Raw genomic sequence first — 19,432 nt, forward strand, 5'->3', positions numbered from 1 at the left:
AAAAAAGGGGGGAAAGAAGCACAAAAAAACTGGTCCCCTTTACGGGAACCAGTGTTGAATGATTAAACTGCCTTTATTTCAACGTCGATATTTCCGCGTGTTGCCTTGGAATATGGACAAACCTGATGGGCTTCATCGGCCAGCTTTTGTACATTGGCTTGTTCCTGTCCCGGTATGGCGACTTCTAAAACTACCGCAAGTTTGAATCCGCCATTCGGCTGGTCTTTGCCAATCGTTACATTGGCTGTCACCTTACTGTCGGAAACATCCACTTTCTGCTTTTTGGCTACCAGCTGAAGTGCACTTTGGTAACAAGCCGCATATCCGCAGGCGAAAAGCTGTTCTGGATTGGTTCCTTCTCCTCCTGAGCCCTGCAGCTCTTTTGGCATGCTGAGTTTAAGATCCAGTTTGCCGTCCTCGCTGGAAACATTTCCTTCACGTCCGCCCTGTGCTGTTGCTCTGGCTGTATATAAACCTTGATCCATGCTTCATCACTCCTTGTATTCGGTGGCAGCAAACTGCCCCAATTTGTTCTACACACCTAAACATTATCTTTTTTCTATCTTTTTAAACCTCTAATTTGAAACCGCATCTTAGCTGCAGTGGGAGTTTATGAATTCATAATTTGGGAAAATATGAACTAAAGAACTGTTGGAGGGAAAGGCATGGAAATTAATGAACATATACGCAGCTTAATGGAAAATCCGGAAAAAGAATTTGAGTTTCTTCAGGAAACCAACCTGCCTGGAGCAAAAAACGATCTTGTGCGAATAAGGTATGTCCCACAGGGAGACAATGGCTTTTTTCAGGCCACCTTTTATGATGATGAGAGAGAAATTGTGGGATCAAGGGTTTTTGACGAAGTGGAGGATGCGATCGTTTTTATCGAGAAAAATAAAATCTAACTTCTAATACTCTTGGTTCAAGCACACCAAAAACAAATTTAAGAGGCTCCCCAGCAAAGGGAGCCGCTTAAAATAGTTGTTTATAGCATACAGGTTTAAAGGGCTGCCGCTAACGGGAATTACATCTAAAAGAAGCCAAGGAGGGAGCCTTTGCGATGGATGAAAGGAAATTAACATTCTATGTTAACCCTAAAGGGGATATAAACACTGTTCCTGCCGATGAAAGCATTCACCTTTTTGAGGTTCATGCAAATGAAGGGGAAATTGAACAGCTGCGCGGCCTCTTTCAAAAATTGCATGAACACAACAAAAAAGAAGGGAAAGATCTCTTTTCTTCGAGTACACATTTTAATGAATTTTACGGCGATCTCGACCGAAGAGAAGATAATGAGCTCATGTTTGAAATTTACCGCCAGATCTATATGCTTGGTACCGAAAAGACGAAGGCAGAAGTGGAAGAAATGGGTGTTATTCCAAAGCTGAATGAATTGCGATAGACGTTCATCTTACGGAGATGGACGTTTTTTATACAAAATTTACTATTTTTTTTATAAGATACCCCTTATAATATAAGAATGATTCGAAGACTATGAGAAAAATATCTTTTTATGTGTTTAAAGCAGTTTTTCATGGGGTATTTTCATACATTTATCCATCACTATACACAAAATGGGGTAAGGGAAGAGTAAAATGAAAACGGTTAAACAAGAAGATATTCAACAATGGGTCGAAAACCATCTTGAAGATTATAAAAATTTTACTCCTTATTTATTTACACAGGAGTATATTCACTTTTTTTGTGAATCCAGGCAAAATGAAAAAGAATTTGAAATAAAGTATGATAAGAGCGGCCAGAAACTGTATATGCGTTATCTGGAGCCTTCTGAAATTGAAGATGACTGGGTATGTGTAGGAAATGTTTGCATATAAAATAAAGGGGTTAACAGCATGAAAATCAATGGCATTCAAAGGGTGGATCAGCCGTATAAAGCCACCGAAGTAATGAAACCTCAAAAAGTTTCAAAGCCATCTTTACAAGATTCCGTGGAAATCTCGCGGGAAGGGCTGCTATTAAATCAAACAACGGCCGGAATGCCAAGTGAACGGCTGGCAAAGGTAGAGGAACTTAAACAAAAAATCAATGCAGGGGAATATCAAATCGATCCGGAGAAAATTGCGGCTAAGATTGCTTCTTATTATCAGAAATAAAACCAGATTCATACCGAAAAACAGATTGGCAGAGAGCTAGTCTGTTTTTTTTTCTTTCTCCTCTTCCTTTTGTTTTAAAACCAGGAACGCTTTTCTGATCACAGGGGGCAGGGGAATGTTTGTCCGGCCCGCATTTTCAATGATGGACAGCAATTCATTGGATAAATAAAAAAATATCGTGGCATCACGAATGTAATGACCGCCAAAAAGAGTATCGAGTGAGTGGGCAACAGCTACAATGCAAAAAATAGCGATTTTCTTTAAAATTCCTTTGAATCCGGACGAACTGGAAAGTTTTCCTTCATAGGCAGAAGCAATAATACCTGTCAGATAATCAAGTATAGCTAAAATTACAAGAGCATTGATCAATGGCGACATCGGACCAAAAAAATAACCTGCATAAGCGCCTGCCAGTGCAGAGCAGGATTTAAACAGCATTTGAACTCTACTCATGTAGATCCACCTCATAGTTTCCAAAATAAAAATCTAGTATTGACTATTAGAATATGATAGAACGTAATAATTGGTTCCTTTGCTGAAAATTTGTGCCTGATAGTAACTTTTTTGTCGTTTATGTAACAACATTTGAGGGTAGGTAAAGTTTATTGAAAAGTAAATATAATATTTAAAAAATTTTAAAAAATCAAAGAAAAGACACGCGCATTTCTGTTACAATGAAGAAAATCTTTAAATGAGAAAATCTTTATAGGAGGTTTTTAATGTGAACAAAATTACCCTTGGTCTTCCTCCACATTGTCACAAAGTTTCTTTTGACGGAAAGGTTTTTAAAATTAAAGGATTTAACAATGAAAAAATGGTCGTTCCGGTGTCAGGTACGGAAAGTGCAGAAGTGAGACAGGTCAATGAGGAAACCGGAATGTTAAATATAGTTGGAAAAGACAGGATATTAATTTCGATGGAAATGCCTTTACGCTTTTGCGAAATCGGCAAAGGCTGGCTCCTTGATAAATTGCCGAAACGCAAAAAGAAAAAATAGGAAAAGGGCACGTGAGTCGTCTCTCAGGCGGCGAATCACGTGTCCTTTTTGTTTGGCTTGCTGATCCCCGCTTTGCTTTGCCCGATGTCCTTCTAAATTCCCGGTACAGGCCATACATATTAACGAAGAGGACGTGCGGAGCTGGAGGAGATTATGCAAAAAAGAAAAAAACAGGTTATTCAAATCGGTGCAACCTATATCGGCACTATCGTAGGGGCAGGTTTCGCGACGGGAAGAGAGATTGTTGAATTCTTTACCATACATGGTTCGGCGGGCTTTGCCGGCATTTTGATCAGCGGTTTTTTATTTATCTTCCTTGGTACAAAAATCATGCTCCTTGCCCGAAAGATCGGAGCGGAAACGTATGAGTCGTTAAACACGTATCTTTTTGGAGAAAGATTTGCCGCAGGGATTAATTTGCTTATGTTTGTGATGTTGTTTGGTGTAACAGCTGTCATGCTGTCTGGTACTGGAGCATTATTTACTGAACAGCTTCATTTGCCGTTTCATGCCGGAATACTGCTCACCGTTTTATTATGCTTCATCGTTATGCAACGGGGGATGGAAGGTATTTTATGGACTAATTCGGTCATTGTCCCCATTATGATTCTTTTTTCCATTATTATATCGGTGTCCATGCTTTTTTCACCGATTGAGGCACCTCTGATCCGGACCGAGGATTTTACCGGGAATTGGAGATGGCTGTTCAGCCCGTTTACTTATGCTGCGTTTAATTTGACTTTGGCACAAGCGGTTCTTGTGCCACTTAGCCGGGAAGCTGAGGATGAATCAATCATCCGGTGGGGTGGTTTCTTAGGAGGGCTTGGATTGACCTTCATCCTGTTAAACAGCCACTTTGCCCTTTATCTGGTGCCGCAATCCGTTCAATATGAAATCCCTGTTGCCGAGATTATCAGCCGGCTCGGAATCTTTGTGCATTTGTTGTTTTTGCTCGTCGTATATGGTGAAATCTTCACTACGCTGATTGGAAACCTGTTCGGGCTTGTCGCTCCTTTGAAAAAATCATTCAAGCTTTCATCCAATTTCATTTTGCTGTTGTTAATGAGTGGGGGGTACTTAATCAGTTTGTTTGGCTATTCTTCACTTCTTCACTATCTTTATCCGTTGTTTGGATTGGTTGGGCTCGCTTATATGCTGGTGATCACGTTAAAAAAGGATTTTAAATAAAGAGATTTTTTTGAATAGAATTACTATTTTTGGTTATAGTGACAGGACTTAAACGCTGTGATAAAGTTTTAAAAAAGAAAGTCCTTCTAGAGTAGACAAAAATAGTTTGGGAGTGGACAGCAGCGTGAATACAGAAGCAGATCTGAAAAAAGATATCGGCCTTTCCGTAGCGATGTCTATTGTTATTGGTACAGTAATCGGTTCCGGGATCTTCATGAAACCGGGAAAAGTCATTGAATATGCAGGAGGATCAAGCATGGCACTCCTGGCCTGGCTGCTCGGTGGACTTATCACTCTGGCAGGAGGCCTGACCATTGCTGAAGTAGCCACGCAGATTCCAAAGACAGGCGGACTGTATGTTTATTTGGAAGAGGTGTATGGAAAGATTTGGGGCTATCTGAGCGGCTGGATGCAAACGGTGATTTACGGTCCCGCCATCATAGGAGGTCTCGGTCTATATTTTGGCTCTTTGCTTGCCCACTTGTTTGGATGGAACGATAAAACAGGACCGTGGATTGGTATTATTACGGTTGTTTTTCTAGCTGTGGTCAACAGCTTTGGCACTAAGTATGGTGGCATTGTACAAAACATAGCAACGATCGGAAAATTGCTCCCGATCGTGTTAATCGTTGTGTTTGGCATTTGGAAGGGAAATGAACAGGTTTTGAATGCAGGAAGCGGCTTTACAGGAGAAATCAGCATGGGAGCGGCCATTCTGGCAACATTGTTTGCTTATGATGGGTGGCTGATGGTCGGGTTTGTGGCTGGGGAAATGAAAAATCCTGCTAAAATACTACCTAAAGCGATCATTGGCGGGATTCTTTTTGTAACAGTCGCTTATCTGCTGGTAAATGTGGCCATGCTTCATGTACTACCAGCAAGCCGTATTGTTGAATTGGGAGAGAATTCAGCCGGAACTGCCGCTTCCCTATTGTTCGGTGAGATGGGCGGAAAATTGATTGCTGTGGGTATTGCTGTTTCCATTTTCGGTTGTTTGAACGGAAAGATCTTAACGTTTCCGCGTGTAACCTACGCAATGGCACTTCGCAAGCAGCTGCCGGCATCCCGCCTCTTTGCTTCTGTTTCTGAAAAATTTGGAACACCGATTCCGGCTACCGGGCTGCAGGTGGTTTTAGCTGTTGGCCTCATGCTGGTATCGAATCCGGATTACCTGTCCGCCATGGCGATATTTGCCATTTATATTTTTTATATATTTGCGTTTTATGCTTTGTTTGTTTTGAGAAAACGAAACAAAGGGAAGAAAAGGTCATACAGTGTACCTCTGTTTCCAATCGTTCCGGCGTTTGCCATCATCGGCGCCAGTTATATTGTGATAGCTACGATAATTGATAATCCTGCTGACAGCCTAACGGCAATTGCTGTCACACTGGCAGGATTGCCCTTGTACTGGTACCTTAACAAAAGAAACCAGACGGAACACGAACCGCAACTGCAAAAGAAAGCGTAATATATTCCCGTAAAAAGCTCTGCTGATTTTCAGCAGAGCTTTTTCATTAGGTGCAAAAATTGAAACAGTCAACCAGCAAAAAAACCGAAAATATTAAGACCCTTTTTTGGCTAATCTCTCTGTAATATACGTTCAACGACTTGCGAAAGAAAAACAAACCAGCAGAAAGTTAAAAGAACCTGCCATTGGCAGGTTCTCTTATTGAATGATATTTTTCAGCTGCCGATATTTGGCGGATAGACTGGAGGCTGAAATATCATAATAGGCAGCTGTTTCAGCCTGTGATGTGCCTTCTTCCAAAAGATGCTTGCTGACAAAATAATGCAGTGCTGCAGCGAAAAGCTGTTCTTTTCGAACGGTCAGCTTTTGGCTGTTGTTCCATTGATCCCAAAGGGGAATGGCCTTTTCATAAATTTCGGAAGAAGCTGTGTTTTTCAGTATAGCTAAAACCGAATCATTGACCGGAACAGCAGACTTTTTGGACAAAAGAATGTGAAGAACATTTGGAAAATCGTCCTTCATTGTTAATTGTTCAGACTGAATGGTTTGCAGTTTCTTTGATAGATCCGAAGCGGAAACCGGAATTTTTGCATAATCAATGTAAAATTCTTGATGTTCCCCTGTAGCGATCAGCGAACCTGCAACAAGTAATTCCACTTCAGGAAGGGATTCTGAATGGATTTCAACCGTATGTTCCTGATGAGTGAAATAATCTCTCAGCTTATAAACGTTCCGGGTTAGCTGTTCCTGAACGGTATACAGTGAAGGGGTGGTGTTCTTCCATTCTTTCACTACTTCGTAGACCTGACGCTCTTCTTTTTCTTTTTGTTCCATAAGGTACAGTTCTACGGGTGTTTTACCGTCCTGAACCGCTGAATGAAAAATGAGCCAGCATACCATCAAGTTTGCGTATGTTTCCACCTGCTCATTATCAACATTAAATTGTTGGATAAAATTCCGTGTTTTTTTTCCCATGTCTTCATGAAAGTTGTCAAAAGCAAACTTTGCCAGCCCTTCCAGGTGACGGCTGATTTCAACCATTTGTTTCATCTTTGTTGTTGTCAGCGACCGTTGACAGCAATGTTTATATTTTTTCCCGCTTCCGCAAGGACAAGGATCGTTTCGTCTTACTTTACTCATGTTACCCTCCGTACATACTGCTCATGTTGTAAATAATCACCTTGTAAATACTAGCATAAACGCATGATAATGCAACTTTTTGCACTGCCGCACAACTGGGTGAGGGCAAAAAAAAGAAATCAAACCAAAAAGGTTTGATTTCTTACCCCAGGAAGCGAAGGTATTCATCAGTCAATTTCATGAAACTTGCTTCATCTCGTTTCTCAAGGGCTTCATCTATTTTTTCTTTATAACGTTTAATTTGATGGGCGTGCAAGGACTCATCAAGGATCATCTGAGCAACCATATTAAAAGCGAACGGTTCATTTTTCTTCTGAAGTTTGTATTTCACAAGATCGTTCATATCTTTATTATACGACGTATTATCTTTCATGCTCTATTCCTCCTTGAATATTTTTGCAAAAGCTTGGGTGATTAAAGCTAATGCTTTTAGTGGGTTTTTACTAGTATACTTATCCTATGAAATAATAGCAACTATTTAATTCTGAAAATTTAGATTTATTTTATTCATTTTCCAGATTTAAATCAGCCAGCACCTCGTCAACAGAGTGGAAAGTTTTACTTTCCAGCTGCTCACCGCCTTCCATGTCAAAAACTCGCAATTCATAAACTTCTTCTGTAGGGTTATATTTGACTTCGACTGGATTGGTGTAATTTCTTGAGAAGGTTTCTTCTGACTGAGCGTGACTATAAACATCTTCTGGGTTGTTTTTTAAATTTTGCAGTTTCTCTCTTATATTCATAATTTCTCTCCCTCCAGAGTTTCTATCGGGTGTTGTATAAAATATGCCCGTAACTCGCTCTTTTTAAACGCTGTTAACTAACTTTTCGACATATTTCATATTTCCAATTTGACGCTTTTAAATTTGTCCGATACGATAGAGGGTAAATAATATTTATAGTACTAACCACTAGGGGAGCTTATGGAAGCTGAGAAAAGAGTGAACTTTGACCCTTTGAACCTGATACGGATCATACCGTCGTAGGGAAGTGGCTTAAACCGACGACCAGCTGAATGATGATGTTTAAGCCGCCTTCTTTTTGAGGGCGGCTTTTTATATGAAGTAAAGAAAAAAGGAGTTTTTCTAATGTCCAATACACCAAAAGCATTAACGATAGCAGGATCGGATTCTGGGGGAGGAGCAGGTATACAGGCCGACTTGAAAACTTTTCAAGAATTAGGCGCATATGGCATGTCAGTTATTACCGCTGTCACCGCACAAAATACCAAGGGTGTCCAAAATATCCATGCTATACCGGTTGAAATGGTGGTAGACCAACTGAAAAGTATTGCAGACGACCTCAGGCCAGAAGCGCTGAAGACAGGCATGCTTTTCAGTGCCGAAATTATTGAGGCGGTATCCTCACTTATTCAGGAATATAAATGGGCCAACGTGGTAGTTGATCCGGTGATGATCGCGAAGGGAGGGGCAGAACTGCTTAAGAAGGATGCAATTGAAGCTCTAAAGAAACACCTTCTTCCCCTCGCAGATATACTGACTCCAAACATTCCAGAAGCCGAGCAACTGACCGGAAGAAAGATTGAGGACAAACAGGGCAGAGAAGACGCAGCCAAGTTTCTGCATGGTTTGGGAGCAAAGCAAATCGTCATCAAGGGCGGTCACCTTCCCTATGAAAATGAACCAGTGGATCTGTATTATGATGGGGAACAATTGATTGAATTTGAAGGGAAACGCATTGAAACATCACAAACCCATGGAACAGGCTGTACATTTGCTGCTGCAATAACAGCCGAACTGGCTGTTGGAAAATCTCCGATTGAAGCCGTTGAAACCGCCAAAGCCTTTATACAGGAAGCCATCAGCGTACCCCTTCATCTGGGAAGCGGCCATGGACCGACCAACCACTGGGCCTACAGGAGGAAATACCAATGACAAAATTACCAAATCTTTTAAAAGATATTCGCTTGAAAAAACCGCTGATTCATCATATGACCAATCAAGTAACAATGAATTTCCTGGCTAATGGAATTCTCGCTGCAGGAGGAAGCCCAATGATGGCCCACCATTATGAAGAAGCTGAAGAAGCTGTAATGGCTGCCGATGCTCTTATATTGAATATCGGAACGGTTGAGCCGGATTTGGTGAAAGGGATGATCCTAGCCGGGAAAAAAGCCAAATCCAGTGAAATTCCGGTTGTACTTGATCCGGTCGGTGCGGGATTATCATCGTTAAGAAAAACGGCTGTTTCAGAAATTATTGATGAAGTCTCTCCAAATGTGATCTGCGGCAATGCGGCAGAGATCGCCTTTTTAAGTGGAGAACAATGGAGTGGAAAAGGCGTAGACGGGAGCCTGGCAGAGGACAGTTCGGAACTGGCCCGCTTTGCGGCCAATCAGTTGAATTGCTTGGTCTCCATTACAGGCAAAGAGGATATCTTGAGTGATGGGACAGAAACCATGGTAATAAGAGGAGGGCATGAGATGCTTTCCTATGTGACGGGGACGGGCTGCCTCTCCACCTCTTTGATAGGGTTGTTTCTAGCCAAATCGGTAACGACTGATTTGACTTCATTCGAACGGATGGCCGGAGCGCTTACTTACCTGGGTCTTTGTGCTGAACGTGCGGTTTCCGCTGCGCGCGGGCCTGGGAGTTTTCAAACGGCTTTTTTGGATGAGCTATATCTATTAAGTGCTGAAGAACTTGACGAGACAGGAAGATGGGAAACGGTTCACGGAGGGAAGAGCAATGAACAAAGCTGAGCTTCAAGATCGTATGAAGGTATATTTTATTATGGGAAGCACTAATTGTTCAGCAGATGCCGAAGAAGTTCTGGAGAAGGCGCTCATTGGTGGAGCAACAATTTTCCAATTCCGTGAAAAAGGGGAGGGTTGTCTGGAAGGAAACGACCGGATAGAACTTGCCATGGCCCTTCAACAAATATGCGGCCGATTTAACGTTCCATTTATCATTAACGATGATATTCATTTAATGAAGAAGTTGAATGCAGACGGACTGCATGTCGGACAGGAAGACGGAGATCTCAAGGAAATCCGTAACGCCGTTCCGGGAAAACTATTGGGTGTTTCGGTCCACAATCTGAATGAAGCGTGGCTTGCGCTTGAAATTGGTGCCGATTACCTCGGAGTCGGTCCGGTTTATCCGACCGGAACAAAAACGGATACAAGGCCGGTGATGGGGTATTCGGTGATTCGTGAGCTTCGGGACAATGGAATAGATGCCCCTATCGTCGGAATTGGCGGTATCAATAAGGACAACGCATCAGGAGTCGTTCAGGCAGGCGCAGATGGGGTAGCTGTAATAACGGCCATCAGTAACCATCTAAAACCTGCGGAAGCTGCTGGGGAACTTCTAAAAGCGGTAGAGAATGCCAAACAGAATAACTCTTTAAACAAAATTATCAAATAGGAAGGGCACTGTTTTCACGCGTGTTCCGTACAATAAATGGACGATGCATGAAAGAGGTGTCTCTATGAAAAAACGGAGCAAAGCCTGGTCATATGCGGAGATGGTGCTTTTACTGTTGAGCTTTTTAAGTGCACTCTGGAATGGCATTTATGTAAACAGCCCTTCCGTCCTTTTTGCCATCCTCGCTGTTGTTTTTTTGTTCAGGGCAGTGGAACGTTATTATTTTAAACTGAAAATAGAATTCTATTTTAATTCAGGCATGGTGCTGGTTTTTATTATTCTGGCGGCTCTGCCGTTCATCAATTGACAGAAGCCTTTCGCTTCTGTTTTTTTTTGTTTAAAACTTGAAAGGTTTGACAAAAATAAGCCTAACGTAATAAAATAATTTTACGTAATACATTTATTTTAAGTGAGGTGAAGCTGTGAACCAGAAGGCCCGAATAGAAGAAACGTATTTGGTCACATTGCCGGAGCAAGCTGCAGCCCTTTTGCATCCCATTCGTTCGGAGATTGTAGCTGCCTTGAAAGTCCCCGCTTCAGCCACCGAAATTGCCAAAATGCTAAACGAAACACCGCAAAAAATAAATTATCACTTGAAAGCACTTGAAAAAGTAGGGCTGGTGCAAAAGGTGGGCACAAGGAATGTCAGAAATTTGGTAGAAGTACTATATCAGGCAGTGGCAAAAACCCTGATTTTGTCTGAATCACTTGGCTTGTCACCGGAGACTTCACAAAAGTTGCAGGATCAGCATGCCCTGGCTCATGTATTATCATTGACTGAAGCAATAAAAAAAGATGCCCTGCAGCTCATGGAACAGGCAGAAATAGCACAAATTCCAAGTGCCGTTCTTCAGGCTTCCGTCAGTTTATGCGGAGAAAAACAGCGGAATGAATTCATGAACGAATATTTCTCACTGCTTCATCAGTTAATTGAAAAATATCAATCAGGAGAAAAGGAAAACGGCGAGGAGTACCAGGTGTCTATTGCTATTTATCCAAAACCTGAAGGAGGAAAACAGGGATGAGCGACGTGAAGAAGCAGACTTCTCTTGTATGGGAAAAGAACCGGAAACAAAAACTGCGGGATGAAAAAGTGATCAACCTTCATGAAAGAAAAAATGAGCAAGAAGAGAAGAACAGGGAAGAGCTGCGAACGGAGATCATGATTGAAACAGAGGGAAAAATGCCATCAAAGGTTGTCTACATTACATCCGGATTTGGAAAAATCGCTGCTGGCAGCACGGGATCTTCGCCGTACTGCATGGCAGCGTAAGAAACGTACAGGAGGAAAAAGATCATGAACTTAGTGCCAATGGTTGTTGAAACCACGAACAGAGGCGAACGCTCGTATGATATTTATTCAAGGCTTTTAAAAGACCGAATTGTCATTATTGGCAGCCCAATTGATGACAATGTTGCCAATTCTGTAGTCGCTCAGCTGCTATTTCTGGCAGCAGAAGATCCCGAAAAAGATATATCCATCTATATTAACTCTCCTGGGGGATCTGTTACTGCTGGTTTGGCGATTTATGACACGATGCAATTTATTAAACCAGACGTGTCAACGATATGTATCGGGATGGCGGCATCCATGGGCGCTATCCTGCTGATCGCCGGAGCAGAAGGAAAACGGTATGCGTTGCCGAATGCAGAAGTCATGATTCACCAGCCGATGGGCGGGACAGAAGGTCAGGCGGCAGACATGATTATCCACGCCAAACGAATTATTCAAACGCGGGAGATTTTAAATAAAATTATCTCCGACCGCTCAGGTCAGCCGATGGAACGGGTGGAAAAGGATACAGACAGAGACTTCTTTATGACAGCGCAGCAAGCACTGGACTACGGCATTATTAACAAAGTGATTGAAAAACTATAGGTGTAACAGAAAGAGCTTATGAGCTCTTTCTTTTTTATTTCACCCTGGCAGGTATTGCCCTATCCAAAGAGAAAAGAATAGAGCTGTCCATTAATTAATGACAAGGAGAAAGAATGTATGGTAAATCAACAAAGAAGCAAAAAGTTTGTGGTCGCGGGCCTTTTGCTGGGAATTTTGATGTCAGCTATGGATAATACCATTGTGGCTACGGCGATTGGAACGATTGTTGCGGAATTAGGGGATTTTGAGAAATTTATCTGGGTAACGTCCGCATACATGATTGCTTCTGTGGCAAGCATGCTGATTTTTGGAAAGCTGTCTGATATGTATGGCAGGAAAAAGTTTTATATTACCGGACTGGCTCTTTTTATTCTCGGATCGGTTCTTTGCGGAATGGCAGACACCATGACACAGCTGAGTCTTTACCGGGCGATTCAGGGAGTTGGAGGCGGTGCGCTGATGCCGATTGCCTTCACCATTATTTTTGATATTTTTCCTGTTGAACAGCGTGGAAAGATGACCGGGCTGTTTGGAGCGGTCTTTGGCATGTCCAGTGTTTTTGGTCCGCTTCTTGGTGCGTATTTGACAGATTATCTGGACTGGCGCTGGATTTTCTATGTGAATTTACCGCTTGGACTTCTATCCCTCTTTTTCATTATCAAGTTCTATTTTGAATCTCTGGAACACCGTGAACAGAAAATTGATTATCTTGGTGCGGTTTTGCTCGTTGCTTCGCTTGTCAGTCTGATGTTTGCCTTGGAATTTGGCGGAAAGGAGTATGCCTGGGATTCGGCGCTAATTTTTTCCCTGCTGGCCGGGTTTGTCGTTCTTTTCGTTCTGTTTATTCTGGCTGAACGCCGGGCGGCTGATCCAATTGTTTCCCTGGCCCTTTTTAAAAAGAGGCTCTTTCTCTCCAGCCAGGCGATCGCTTTCTTCTATGGTTCTGTGTTTATTTTGGCAACGATGTATATTCCCATTTATATTCAAGGTGTTTTTGGCGGGTCAGCGACGAATGCGGGTCTGATATTGATGCCAATGATGATCGGGGTGGTAGTGGGAAGCCAGACCGGAGGACGAACGGTGATCCGCTCTTCCTATCGCAAGGTCATGATGTTCTCGGGTGTTATTTTTCTGATTGGCGTTTATTTGCTCAGTACGATGGATGCGGGCACTTCAAGAATGCTGGTTACGCTGTATATGGTGCTTGCCGGAATCGGAGTAGGCTTTTCCTTTCCTGTGCTCAGCATGGCTTCGGTTCATAAGCTGGACGCCAGACAGAGAGGCTCCGCCAATTCCCAGAATGCATTTTTCCGCCTCATCGGCATGACGCTGGGCATCACGATTTTTGGAACCATTCAAAACAATCTGTTAAGTGATCGGCTGAAGGATGCCCTGCCTCAATTTGGTCAGTTTCAAAAGTCAGTGGACTCAAGGGCGTTATTGCAGCCGGAAGTGCGGAAACAAATCCCGCCTGAGGTTTTGGACAAGATGACGGATGTTTTGGCAAACTCTATTGCCGACACGTTTAGCTATTCGCTGATTTGTGTTGTTGCTGCGCTGCTGTTTATCTTTTTTATGGGGCAGGCCCGCGTCAAGGAATCGGATGAATCAATGAGTAACGGAAGAGTATCAGAGGGGTAACCTCTGATGCTTTTTTACTGTTAAAAAGGAGTAAACCATGCTAATCTTTTACAATATAAATAGTTTACAGAAAGAAGGAAGAAAGAATGGCAATGGCTTCCGTTAAAAAAGAAGCTTCCGCAACGGAAACGATTTACAAGGTTTTATTTGCGATTAGTTTTGTCCATTTACTGAATGATGCGATGCAATCGGTGATTCCAGCCATTTTTCCGATACTGGAACAGTCTATGAATCTGTCGTTTGCACAGCTCGGATGGATCGCGTTTACACTAAATATGACCTCATCCATTATGCAGCCCGTTGTCGGGTGGTACACCGATAAAAAAACATCACCTTTTTTGCTTCCACTGGGCATGGCTTGCAGTCTGGCTGGGATGGTGGGGATTGTTTTTTCCAGCCATTTTTCATACATACTGCTCTCCGTTGTTTTTATCGGACTTGGTTCTGCAGTATTTCACCCGGAGGGGTCACGAGTGGCCTATATGGCAGCAGGAAAACGGAGAGGGCTTGCCCAATCCATTTATCAGGTGGGAGGGAATACCGGTCAATCGCTGGCACCGGTTATGACCGCGCTGGTTTTTGTACCGTTTGGCCAATTTGGCGCCATCTGGTTTACGCTGGTCGCTGCTTTGGCGATCGCAGTGCTCATTTTTGTGTCTGGCTGGTACCGTTCAAGGCTGGTTGCTTTTCCGCGTATTGGCAACAAAAACAGAAAGAAGGCGGCGAACCCCAAACGAAAGAATCAAATTACGTTTGCTGTGTGCCTTCTTGTTTTTCTTGTCTTCGCACGTTCCTGGTATGTATCGGGTATTTCTAATTTTTACCAGTTCTATTTGATTAAAAACTATCATCTGTCCATTTCTCATGCTCAGTATTACATCTTCGTCTTTTTGGCTGCAGGTGTGGCGGGTACTTTTTTTGGAGGTCCCCTTGCCGACCGTTTCGGAAAGCGAAACATGATTTTCTGGTCCATGCTCGGTTCCGCACCTCTTGCCATGCTGCTTCCGCATGTCCGTCTGTTCTGGGTTTATCCGATCTTTTTGCTGCTTGGTTTTATCATCATGTCCAGTTTTTCAGTGACCGTCGTTTACGCCCAAGAGCTCCTTCCTGGCCGTATCGGAATGGTCTCTGGTCTGATTGTTGGGCTGGCTTTTGGGATGGGAGCGTTGGGCTCTGTGATTTTGGGGAATTTAGCGGATTTGTACAGCGTACGTTTTATTATGCTGCTGGTGAGTTTCTTGCCATTTGCAGGAGTATTGACCTTTCTTTTGCCGAACGATCAAACGGTCAAGGCATGGGAGATGGAACAAACCAGGTAACACCAGAAGAGCCGACGCCATAGGCGCCGGCTCTTCACGTTTATCGTTTTCCTTCTGGAGGATTAAGGTTCTTTTCGGAAGAAGAGGTACTTTTCGTTTCTTCCTTGTTCCGTTCTTCTATGCTTTCATCTTTTATGTCTTCAAGAGGGAGATCGTCGGTTGGCATGACGAGCTGATCACGTTCCAGCTGTTTCTTCTGGCTTTTTTCAAAAGCTTCATTTCTATCATTCCGGTCCAGTAATTTATCTTGCTTTTTATCATTATCCATATGAAATCTCTCCTTTTTTTGTATGTACTGTAGTAATAGCCTTTCCGTGATTTTTAAAACCTTTTTTATTTTAGTAATTGACAAAAACGCAATGTCCATTAAAATATAGGTAAACGTTTACATCAGTTGTTCTTAGGAAATTACGTAAACGTTTACCCTTTTGAAAGAACAGGATTTCTACATAAATCAAAGGAGTGTAACCAATGAAGGTAACCATTTGGAACGAGAACCGCCATGAAAAAAAGAATCCGGCAGTACGCGAGGTGTACCCGGATGGAATTCATGGAGCTATTCAGCAATTTTTAGAAAATGAAGGAATTCAGACAGGAACCGCTACATTGGATGAAGAAGAGCATGGCTTGAGCCAGGAAGTGCTGGACAATACCGATGTTCTTATCTGGTGGGGCCATATCGCCCATGATGAAGTATCGGATGAAGTAGTGGAGCGGGTCCGGCAAAGGGTGCTGAATGGCATGGGACTGGTTGTCCTTCACTCAGGGCATTTCTCTAAAATTTTCAAAAAATTAATGGGCACGTCATGTGACCTCAAATGGCGCGAAGCAGATGAAAAGGAACGCCTTTGGGTCGTTGATCCATCTCATCCGATTGCAGCCAATATCGGACAATATATCGAACTGCCAAAAGAAGAGATGTACGGAGAACATTTTGACATTCCAACTCCGGATGAACTCGTATTTGTCAGCTGGTTTGAAGGTGGGGAAGTATTCCGCAGCGGCTGCACATACAAGCGCGGCCAAGGTAAAATCTTTTATTTCCGCCCGGGGCATGAAACCTATCCGACCTATCATAAAAAAGAAATTCAGCAGGTTATTGTCAATGCCGTTCAGTGGGCAAAGCCTGCAGCGAGTGAAAAGCCAGTCTACGGAAATGCCAAGCCGCTTGAAGCTATTGGCTCAAAGTAATTTAAACAAGGAGTGAACCAAGAAATGATTAAAGTAGGAATTATTGGATGTGGCAGTATTGCCCAGCACCGACACTTGCCAGAGTACCAGCAAAACCAAGAGACAGAAATTGCCGCTGTATGCGATATCAATCAGCTCCGCGCCGATCAAATCGCTAAAGAATATGGAGCAAAAGCCTATTATTCCTATGAGGAACTCTTAAAGGACCCGGAAATTGAAGCGGTCAGCGTATGCACTCCCAATTACCTGCATGCACCAATTACCATTGCTGCCCTGAACAGCGGCAAGCATGTATTATGTGAAAAGCCGATGGCCACCTCTCTTGAAGAAGCAGAACAGATGATTATGGCCAGTGAAAAAAACGGCAAGAAATTAATGATTGCCCACAACCAGCGCTTTGTTCGCTCACATGAAAAGGCGCGTGAAATTCTTGAAAAAGGAGAGCTTGGTAAGATATACAGCTTCAGAACCGCGTTCGGCCATCCGGGACCAGAAACATGGAGTGCCGATGGGACAAACAGCTGGTTCTTTAAAAAAGAACAAGCCTTTATTGGAGCGATGGGGGATCTTGGCGTTCATAAAACGGATTTGCTTCGCTTCCTTTTAGGAGAAGAAATCGAGGAAGTCGCTGCTTTTGTGGAAACGTCTTCAAAAGAAAACGCTACGGTGGATGATACGGCCGTTTGTGTATTAAAAACGGAAAGCGGAATCATTGGCACACTTGCCGCAAGCTGGTCCTATGTTGCCAAAGAAGATAATTCTACAATCATTTACGGTGAAAAAGGGATTCTACGCATGGAAGAAAGTCCTGAATATTCATTGGTTGCACAGTACAAGGATGGTTCTGTAGTTAATTACTCACTGGGTCAAATTCAGACGAACGACTCCGGAGGACAAATTGATTCCAGGGTCATCGCTAAATTTGCAGAATGTATTTTAAATGATGAGGAGCCAGCTGTTTCCGGAGAAGAAGGTAAACGCTCACTTGCGGTAATTATTGCCGCATTAAAAGCCAGCGAAACGAAAAAGAATGTGAGCCTTGCCAACGGAGTACTTGCATGAATATGCTGAAAATCGGTTTTATCGGAGTCGGCGGGATTGCAGAATCGAGGCATATCCCAGCTGTGCGCAAATTGGCCGAGAAAGCAGTCATAACGGGTGTAAGTGATGTTAATCATCACCGTGCCCAACAGATCGCAGAAACGTATAATATTCCGGGAGTTTATGAGAATTATCATGATCTTCTGGAAAACGTGGATGCTGTATTTATTTCAACGCCGAATAAATTTCACGCAGAAATCTCGGTGGCAGCGCTAAAAGCAGGAGTGCATGTTTTTTGTGAAAAGCCGATGGCACTCTCCACCAAGGAATGTGATGAGATGATAAAAGCTGCCAAGGAGTCCGGTAAAGTGCTGTCTATTGGCTATCATTACCGCTTCATGAAAAATGCCCAGGCAGCGAAGAAAGTTATGTTGGAAGGCGAAATTGGCGAGCCGCTCGTCATCAGGGCACAGGGCTTGAGGCGTCGAAAAGTTCCCGGCTGGGGTGTTTTTACCAACAAAGAACTGCAGGGCGGCGGCAGCTTAATCGATTATGGGTGCCATCTTCTGGATTTGGCACTCTGGCTGATGGGGGATTCAGTGCCGGTGGAAGTGATGGGTTCCCAATACAATCTGCTGAGCCGTACTCCTGACCAAGTGAACTTGTGGGGAGATTTCGACCATAGCACCTTCGAGGTGGATGATCATGTAACAGGCTATGTCCGGTTTGAAAATGGAGCTTCTCTGTTATTGGAAACCTCCTGGTCGGCCAACATCAAAGAGGACCTGGAGAATGTGAGCATTTCCGGTGAAAAAGGCGGTCTTGATGTTTTTCCTTTTCACTTGAATCAGGCCAAACATGGGCTATTGCTGAATTCGGAAGCCGCTTTTATCCCGGGAGATGATAATCCTGGAAATCCGCAGGCGGAAAACTTTGTGGAATGCTGCCTCGGGCTGGCAGAGCAGGTAGTAAAGCCAGAAGAAGCAAGAAGAGTGTCAATGCTGATTGAAGCCATTTATGAAAGTAGTTTAATTGGAAGCAGTGTGAAATTAAATGAGCGAAAGGAAGTGGAGAGTCGATGAAGTTAGGTGTATTTACGGTATTGTTTTCTGAAATGTCCCTTGAACAAATGCTCGATCATGTGAAAAAAGAGGGAGTAAAAGCGGTTGAAATCGGAACGGGGAATTACCCGGGAAACGCTCACTGCAATTTGGACGAACTGTTAGACAGTGAAGAAAAAAGAAAAGGTTTCCTTCACCAGATAGAGTCAAGGGATTTGATGATCAGCGCATTGAGCTGCCATGGAAATCCTCTTTCTCCAGATCAGGAGTTTGCCCGTGTTTCTCATGAGACTTTTGTTAAAACAGTAGATTTGGCCAGTATGCTCGGAATTCCGGTTGTCAACTGCTTTTCTGGTGTGCCTGGGGACCATGAAGAAGCTAAGTACCCTAACTGGCCGGTTACCCCTTGGCCAAACGAATATGGTGATGTCCTGAAATGGCAGTGGGAAGAAAAATTAATTCCTTATTGGCGGGAATGGGGACAATATGCGAAAGACAAGAACGTGAAAATTGGACTGGAATTGCATGGCGGATTTCTGGTACATACCCCGTATACCCTATTGAAATTGCGTGAAGAAACCTGTGATGCCATTGGTGCCAATCTTGACCCAAGCCATTTATGGTGGCAGGGAATTGATCCTGTGGCAGCGATTAAAATTCTTGGCAAAGCAGATGCGATCCACCACTTCCATGCCAAGGATACGTATATTGATCAGGATAACGTGAACATGTATGGATTGACGGATATGCAGCCATATGGGGAAGTCAGATCCCGGGCCTGGAGCTTCCGTTCTGTTGGCTGCGGCCATAGCGTCCAGGAATGGTCCGACATGATCAGCGCATTACGAACCTATGGCTACGATTATGTGGTCAGCATTGAGCATGAGGACCCGCTTATGAGCATCAATGAAGGGTTTGCCCGTGCCGTGAAGAATCTGAATGATGTAATGATTGAAGAGACTCCTGCAGAAATGTGGTGGGTGTAAAATAAAAGAAACGAGCCT

The 19,432-nt window shown here is 43.3% G+C and carries 26 protein-coding genes and 1 riboswitch; of the genes, 20 read left to right on the top strand and 6 right to left on the bottom strand.

Going from position 1 to position 19,432, the window contains the following annotated elements:
• Window positions 1-62: 62 nt before the first annotated feature.
• Window positions 63-485, bottom strand: a complete 423-nt coding sequence (locus tag AS030_RS04015; protein WP_061968666.1) for an organic hydroperoxide resistance protein — start codon at window positions 483-485, stop codon at window positions 63-65.
• A 180-nt stretch (window positions 486-665) separates the two neighbouring features.
• Between AS030_RS04015 and AS030_RS04020 the strand changes: the two genes are divergently transcribed.
• The 4 genes from AS030_RS04020 to flgM all read left to right on the top strand — a co-directional run bounded on the left by AS030_RS04020 (window position 666) and on the right by flgM (window position 2,114).
• Complete coding sequence (locus AS030_RS04020; protein WP_061968669.1) at window positions 666-905, top strand: hypothetical protein; 240 nt, start codon at window positions 666-668, stop codon at window positions 903-905.
• A gap of 155 nt (window positions 906-1,060) precedes the next feature.
• The gene (locus AS030_RS04025) at window positions 1,061-1,402 is read left to right on the top strand and encodes a hypothetical protein (RefSeq protein WP_061968671.1); all 342 of its coding nucleotides are present in this window, start codon (window positions 1,061-1,063) and stop codon (window positions 1,400-1,402) included.
• 193 nt (window positions 1,403-1,595) lie between these two features.
• Entirely contained in the window at window positions 1,596-1,835 is a 240-nt protein-coding gene (locus tag AS030_RS04030) for a hypothetical protein (protein WP_061968674.1), read from the top strand.
• An 18-nt stretch (window positions 1,836-1,853) separates the two neighbouring features.
• Window positions 1,854-2,114: a flagellar biosynthesis anti-sigma factor FlgM gene (gene flgM / locus AS030_RS04035; protein WP_061968677.1), complete on the top strand. Its 261-nt coding sequence runs from the start codon at window positions 1,854-1,856 to the stop codon at window positions 2,112-2,114.
• Window positions 2,115-2,150: 36 nt separating this feature from the next.
• On the opposite strand, the gene AS030_RS04040 is transcribed toward flgM, so the two are convergent.
• Complete coding sequence (locus AS030_RS04040) at window positions 2,151-2,567, bottom strand: phage holin family protein (protein ID WP_061968680.1); 417 nt, start codon at window positions 2,565-2,567, stop codon at window positions 2,151-2,153.
• Window positions 2,568-2,835: 268 nt separating this feature from the next.
• Between AS030_RS04040 and AS030_RS04045 the strand changes: the two genes are divergently transcribed.
• The 3 genes from AS030_RS04045 to AS030_RS04055 all read left to right on the top strand — a co-directional run bounded on the left by AS030_RS04045 (window position 2,836) and on the right by AS030_RS04055 (window position 5,767).
• The gene (locus AS030_RS04045) at window positions 2,836-3,111 is read left to right on the top strand and encodes a hypothetical protein (protein ID WP_061968683.1); all 276 of its coding nucleotides are present in this window, start codon (window positions 2,836-2,838) and stop codon (window positions 3,109-3,111) included.
• A gap of 153 nt (window positions 3,112-3,264) precedes the next feature.
• The gene (locus AS030_RS04050) at window positions 3,265-4,299 is read left to right on the top strand and encodes a YkvI family membrane protein (protein WP_061968685.1); all 1,035 of its coding nucleotides are present in this window, start codon (window positions 3,265-3,267) and stop codon (window positions 4,297-4,299) included.
• Between the two features lie 124 nt (window positions 4,300-4,423).
• On the top strand, window positions 4,424-5,767 hold the full coding sequence (locus tag AS030_RS04055; protein ID WP_061968688.1) for an APC family permease: 1,344 nt from the start codon (window positions 4,424-4,426) through the stop codon (window positions 5,765-5,767).
• 198 nt (window positions 5,768-5,965) lie between these two features.
• Here the strand turns inward: AS030_RS04055 and AS030_RS04060 are convergent, their stop codons facing one another.
• From AS030_RS04060 to AS030_RS04070, 3 genes are all read right to left on the bottom strand, one after another.
• Window positions 5,966-6,907, bottom strand: a complete 942-nt coding sequence (locus AS030_RS04060; RefSeq protein WP_074440455.1) for a YecA family protein — start codon at window positions 6,905-6,907, stop codon at window positions 5,966-5,968.
• Between the two features lie 142 nt (window positions 6,908-7,049).
• Window positions 7,050-7,280 (bottom strand): IDEAL domain-containing protein, encoded by a 231-nt coding sequence (locus AS030_RS04065; RefSeq protein ID WP_061968693.1) that lies wholly within the window; start codon window positions 7,278-7,280, stop codon window positions 7,050-7,052.
• Between the two features lie 130 nt (window positions 7,281-7,410).
• Window positions 7,411-7,650, bottom strand: a complete 240-nt coding sequence (locus AS030_RS04070; RefSeq protein ID WP_061968695.1) for a hypothetical protein — start codon at window positions 7,648-7,650, stop codon at window positions 7,411-7,413.
• Window positions 7,651-7,810: 160 nt separating this feature from the next.
• A riboswitch (TPP riboswitch) is annotated at window positions 7,811-7,913 on the top strand.
• A gap of 82 nt (window positions 7,914-7,995) precedes the next feature.
• On the opposite strand from AS030_RS04070, the gene thiD reads away from it, so the two are divergent.
• The 9 genes from thiD (at window position 7,996) to AS030_RS04115 (ending at window position 15,135) form a co-directional block, all read left to right on the top strand.
• On the top strand, window positions 7,996-8,802 hold the full coding sequence (gene thiD / locus AS030_RS04075) for a bifunctional hydroxymethylpyrimidine kinase/phosphomethylpyrimidine kinase (protein WP_061968698.1): 807 nt from the start codon (window positions 7,996-7,998) through the stop codon (window positions 8,800-8,802).
• Complete coding sequence (thiM, locus tag AS030_RS04080) at window positions 8,799-9,629, top strand: hydroxyethylthiazole kinase (RefSeq protein ID WP_061968700.1); 831 nt, start codon at window positions 8,799-8,801, stop codon at window positions 9,627-9,629. The genes thiD and thiM overlap by 4 nt, the downstream gene beginning before the upstream one ends.
• On the top strand, window positions 9,616-10,296 hold the full coding sequence (thiE, locus tag AS030_RS04085) for a thiamine phosphate synthase (protein WP_061968703.1): 681 nt from the start codon (window positions 9,616-9,618) through the stop codon (window positions 10,294-10,296). Before thiM ends, thiE begins: the two co-directional genes overlap by 14 nt.
• Before the next feature lie 64 nt (window positions 10,297-10,360).
• Window positions 10,361-10,603 carry a hypothetical protein gene (locus AS030_RS04090; RefSeq protein WP_061968706.1) on the top strand — a complete coding sequence of 81 codons (243 nt, stop codon included), beginning with the start codon at window positions 10,361-10,363 and terminating at the stop codon, window positions 10,601-10,603.
• A gap of 115 nt (window positions 10,604-10,718) precedes the next feature.
• Complete coding sequence (locus tag AS030_RS04095) at window positions 10,719-11,321, top strand: ArsR/SmtB family transcription factor (RefSeq protein ID WP_240482203.1); 603 nt, start codon at window positions 10,719-10,721, stop codon at window positions 11,319-11,321.
• Complete coding sequence (locus AS030_RS04100) at window positions 11,318-11,569, top strand: hypothetical protein (protein ID WP_061968708.1); 252 nt, start codon at window positions 11,318-11,320, stop codon at window positions 11,567-11,569. The genes AS030_RS04095 and AS030_RS04100 overlap by 4 nt, the downstream gene beginning before the upstream one ends.
• 24 nt (window positions 11,570-11,593) lie before the next feature.
• The gene (gene clpP, locus AS030_RS04105) at window positions 11,594-12,175 is read left to right on the top strand and encodes an ATP-dependent Clp endopeptidase proteolytic subunit ClpP (protein WP_061968710.1); all 582 of its coding nucleotides are present in this window, start codon (window positions 11,594-11,596) and stop codon (window positions 12,173-12,175) included.
• 117 nt (window positions 12,176-12,292) lie between these two features.
• Window positions 12,293-13,816, top strand: a complete 1,524-nt coding sequence (locus tag AS030_RS04110; RefSeq protein ID WP_061968712.1) for an MDR family MFS transporter — start codon at window positions 12,293-12,295, stop codon at window positions 13,814-13,816.
• Window positions 13,817-13,908: 92 nt separating this feature from the next.
• Entirely contained in the window at window positions 13,909-15,135 is a 1,227-nt protein-coding gene (locus AS030_RS04115) for an MFS transporter (RefSeq protein ID WP_061971524.1), read from the top strand.
• 40 nt (window positions 15,136-15,175) lie between these two features.
• Here AS030_RS04115 and AS030_RS04120 read toward each other — a convergent pair whose 3' ends face one another.
• On the bottom strand, window positions 15,176-15,403 hold the full coding sequence (locus AS030_RS04120; protein ID WP_061968715.1) for a hypothetical protein: 228 nt from the start codon (window positions 15,401-15,403) through the stop codon (window positions 15,176-15,178).
• A 203-nt stretch (window positions 15,404-15,606) separates the two neighbouring features.
• On the opposite strand from AS030_RS04120, the gene AS030_RS04125 reads away from it, so the two are divergent.
• Genes AS030_RS04125 through AS030_RS04140 form a run of 4 tightly spaced genes read left to right on the top strand, consistent with a single transcriptional unit; the run spans window position 15,607 to window position 19,414 of the window.
• Complete coding sequence (locus AS030_RS04125) at window positions 15,607-16,326, top strand: ThuA domain-containing protein (protein WP_061968718.1); 720 nt, start codon at window positions 15,607-15,609, stop codon at window positions 16,324-16,326.
• Between the two features lie 24 nt (window positions 16,327-16,350).
• Window positions 16,351-17,388 (top strand): Gfo/Idh/MocA family protein, encoded by a 1,038-nt coding sequence (locus AS030_RS04130; protein ID WP_061968720.1) that lies wholly within the window; start codon window positions 16,351-16,353, stop codon window positions 17,386-17,388.
• Window positions 17,385-18,449, top strand: a complete 1,065-nt coding sequence (locus AS030_RS04135) for a Gfo/Idh/MocA family protein (RefSeq protein ID WP_061968722.1) — start codon at window positions 17,385-17,387, stop codon at window positions 18,447-18,449. Before AS030_RS04130 ends, AS030_RS04135 begins: the two co-directional genes overlap by 4 nt.
• Entirely contained in the window at window positions 18,446-19,414 is a 969-nt protein-coding gene (locus tag AS030_RS04140; protein WP_061968725.1) for a sugar phosphate isomerase/epimerase family protein, read from the top strand. Before AS030_RS04135 ends, AS030_RS04140 begins: the two co-directional genes overlap by 4 nt.
• The last annotated feature ends 18 nt before the right edge of the window (window positions 19,415-19,432 follow it).

The organism is Fictibacillus enclensis (genome assembly GCF_001457035.1).
GTDB classification, from domain to species: domain Bacteria; phylum Bacillota; class Bacilli; order Bacillales; family Fictibacillaceae; genus Fictibacillus_C; species Fictibacillus_C enclensis.

Bases quoted from the DNA above. Each gene is read 5' to 3' on its own strand.
- thiM (WP_061968700.1), top strand. From the start codon at position 8,799: ATGACAAAATTACCAAATCTTTTAAAAGATATTCGCTTGAAAAAACCG.
- AS030_RS04125 (WP_061968718.1), top strand. From the start codon at position 15,607: ATGAAGGTAACCATTTGGAACGAGAACCGCCATGAAAAAAAGAATCCG.
- AS030_RS04115 (WP_061971524.1), top strand. From the start codon at position 13,909: ATGGCTTCCGTTAAAAAAGAAGCTTCCGCAACGGAAACGATTTACAAG.
- AS030_RS04020 (WP_061968669.1), top strand. From the start codon at position 666: ATGGAAATTAATGAACATATACGCAGCTTAATGGAAAATCCGGAAAAA.
- AS030_RS04070 (WP_061968695.1), bottom strand. From the start codon at position 7,650: ATGAATATAAGAGAGAAACTGCAAAATTTAAAAAACAACCCAGAAGAT.
- AS030_RS04040 (WP_061968680.1), bottom strand. From the start codon at position 2,567: ATGAGTAGAGTTCAAATGCTGTTTAAATCCTGCTCTGCACTGGCAGGC.
- AS030_RS04130 (WP_061968720.1), top strand. From the start codon at position 16,351: ATGATTAAAGTAGGAATTATTGGATGTGGCAGTATTGCCCAGCACCGA.
- thiE (WP_061968703.1), top strand. From the start codon at position 9,616: ATGAACAAAGCTGAGCTTCAAGATCGTATGAAGGTATATTTTATTATG.
- clpP (WP_061968710.1), top strand. From the start codon at position 11,594: ATGAACTTAGTGCCAATGGTTGTTGAAACCACGAACAGAGGCGAACGC.
- AS030_RS04120 (WP_061968715.1), bottom strand. From the start codon at position 15,403: ATGGATAATGATAAAAAGCAAGATAAATTACTGGACCGGAATGATAGA.
- AS030_RS04050 (WP_061968685.1), top strand. From the start codon at position 3,265: ATGCAAAAAAGAAAAAAACAGGTTATTCAAATCGGTGCAACCTATATC.
- AS030_RS04110 (WP_061968712.1), top strand. From the start codon at position 12,293: ATGGTAAATCAACAAAGAAGCAAAAAGTTTGTGGTCGCGGGCCTTTTG.
- AS030_RS04025 (WP_061968671.1), top strand. From the start codon at position 1,061: ATGGATGAAAGGAAATTAACATTCTATGTTAACCCTAAAGGGGATATA.
- AS030_RS04090 (WP_061968706.1), top strand. From the start codon at position 10,361: ATGAAAAAACGGAGCAAAGCCTGGTCATATGCGGAGATGGTGCTTTTA.
- AS030_RS04065 (WP_061968693.1), bottom strand. From the start codon at position 7,280: ATGAAAGATAATACGTCGTATAATAAAGATATGAACGATCTTGTGAAA.
- AS030_RS04140 (WP_061968725.1), top strand. From the start codon at position 18,446: ATGAAGTTAGGTGTATTTACGGTATTGTTTTCTGAAATGTCCCTTGAA.
- AS030_RS04015 (WP_061968666.1), bottom strand. From the start codon at position 485: ATGGATCAAGGTTTATATACAGCCAGAGCAACAGCACAGGGCGGACGT.
- AS030_RS04100 (WP_061968708.1), top strand. From the start codon at position 11,318: ATGAGCGACGTGAAGAAGCAGACTTCTCTTGTATGGGAAAAGAACCGG.
- thiD (WP_061968698.1), top strand. From the start codon at position 7,996: ATGTCCAATACACCAAAAGCATTAACGATAGCAGGATCGGATTCTGGG.
- AS030_RS04135 (WP_061968722.1), top strand. From the start codon at position 17,385: ATGAATATGCTGAAAATCGGTTTTATCGGAGTCGGCGGGATTGCAGAA.
- AS030_RS04030 (WP_061968674.1), top strand. From the start codon at position 1,596: ATGAAAACGGTTAAACAAGAAGATATTCAACAATGGGTCGAAAACCAT.
- AS030_RS04060 (WP_074440455.1), bottom strand. From the start codon at position 6,907: ATGAGTAAAGTAAGACGAAACGATCCTTGTCCTTGCGGAAGCGGGAAA.
- flgM (WP_061968677.1), top strand. From the start codon at position 1,854: ATGAAAATCAATGGCATTCAAAGGGTGGATCAGCCGTATAAAGCCACC.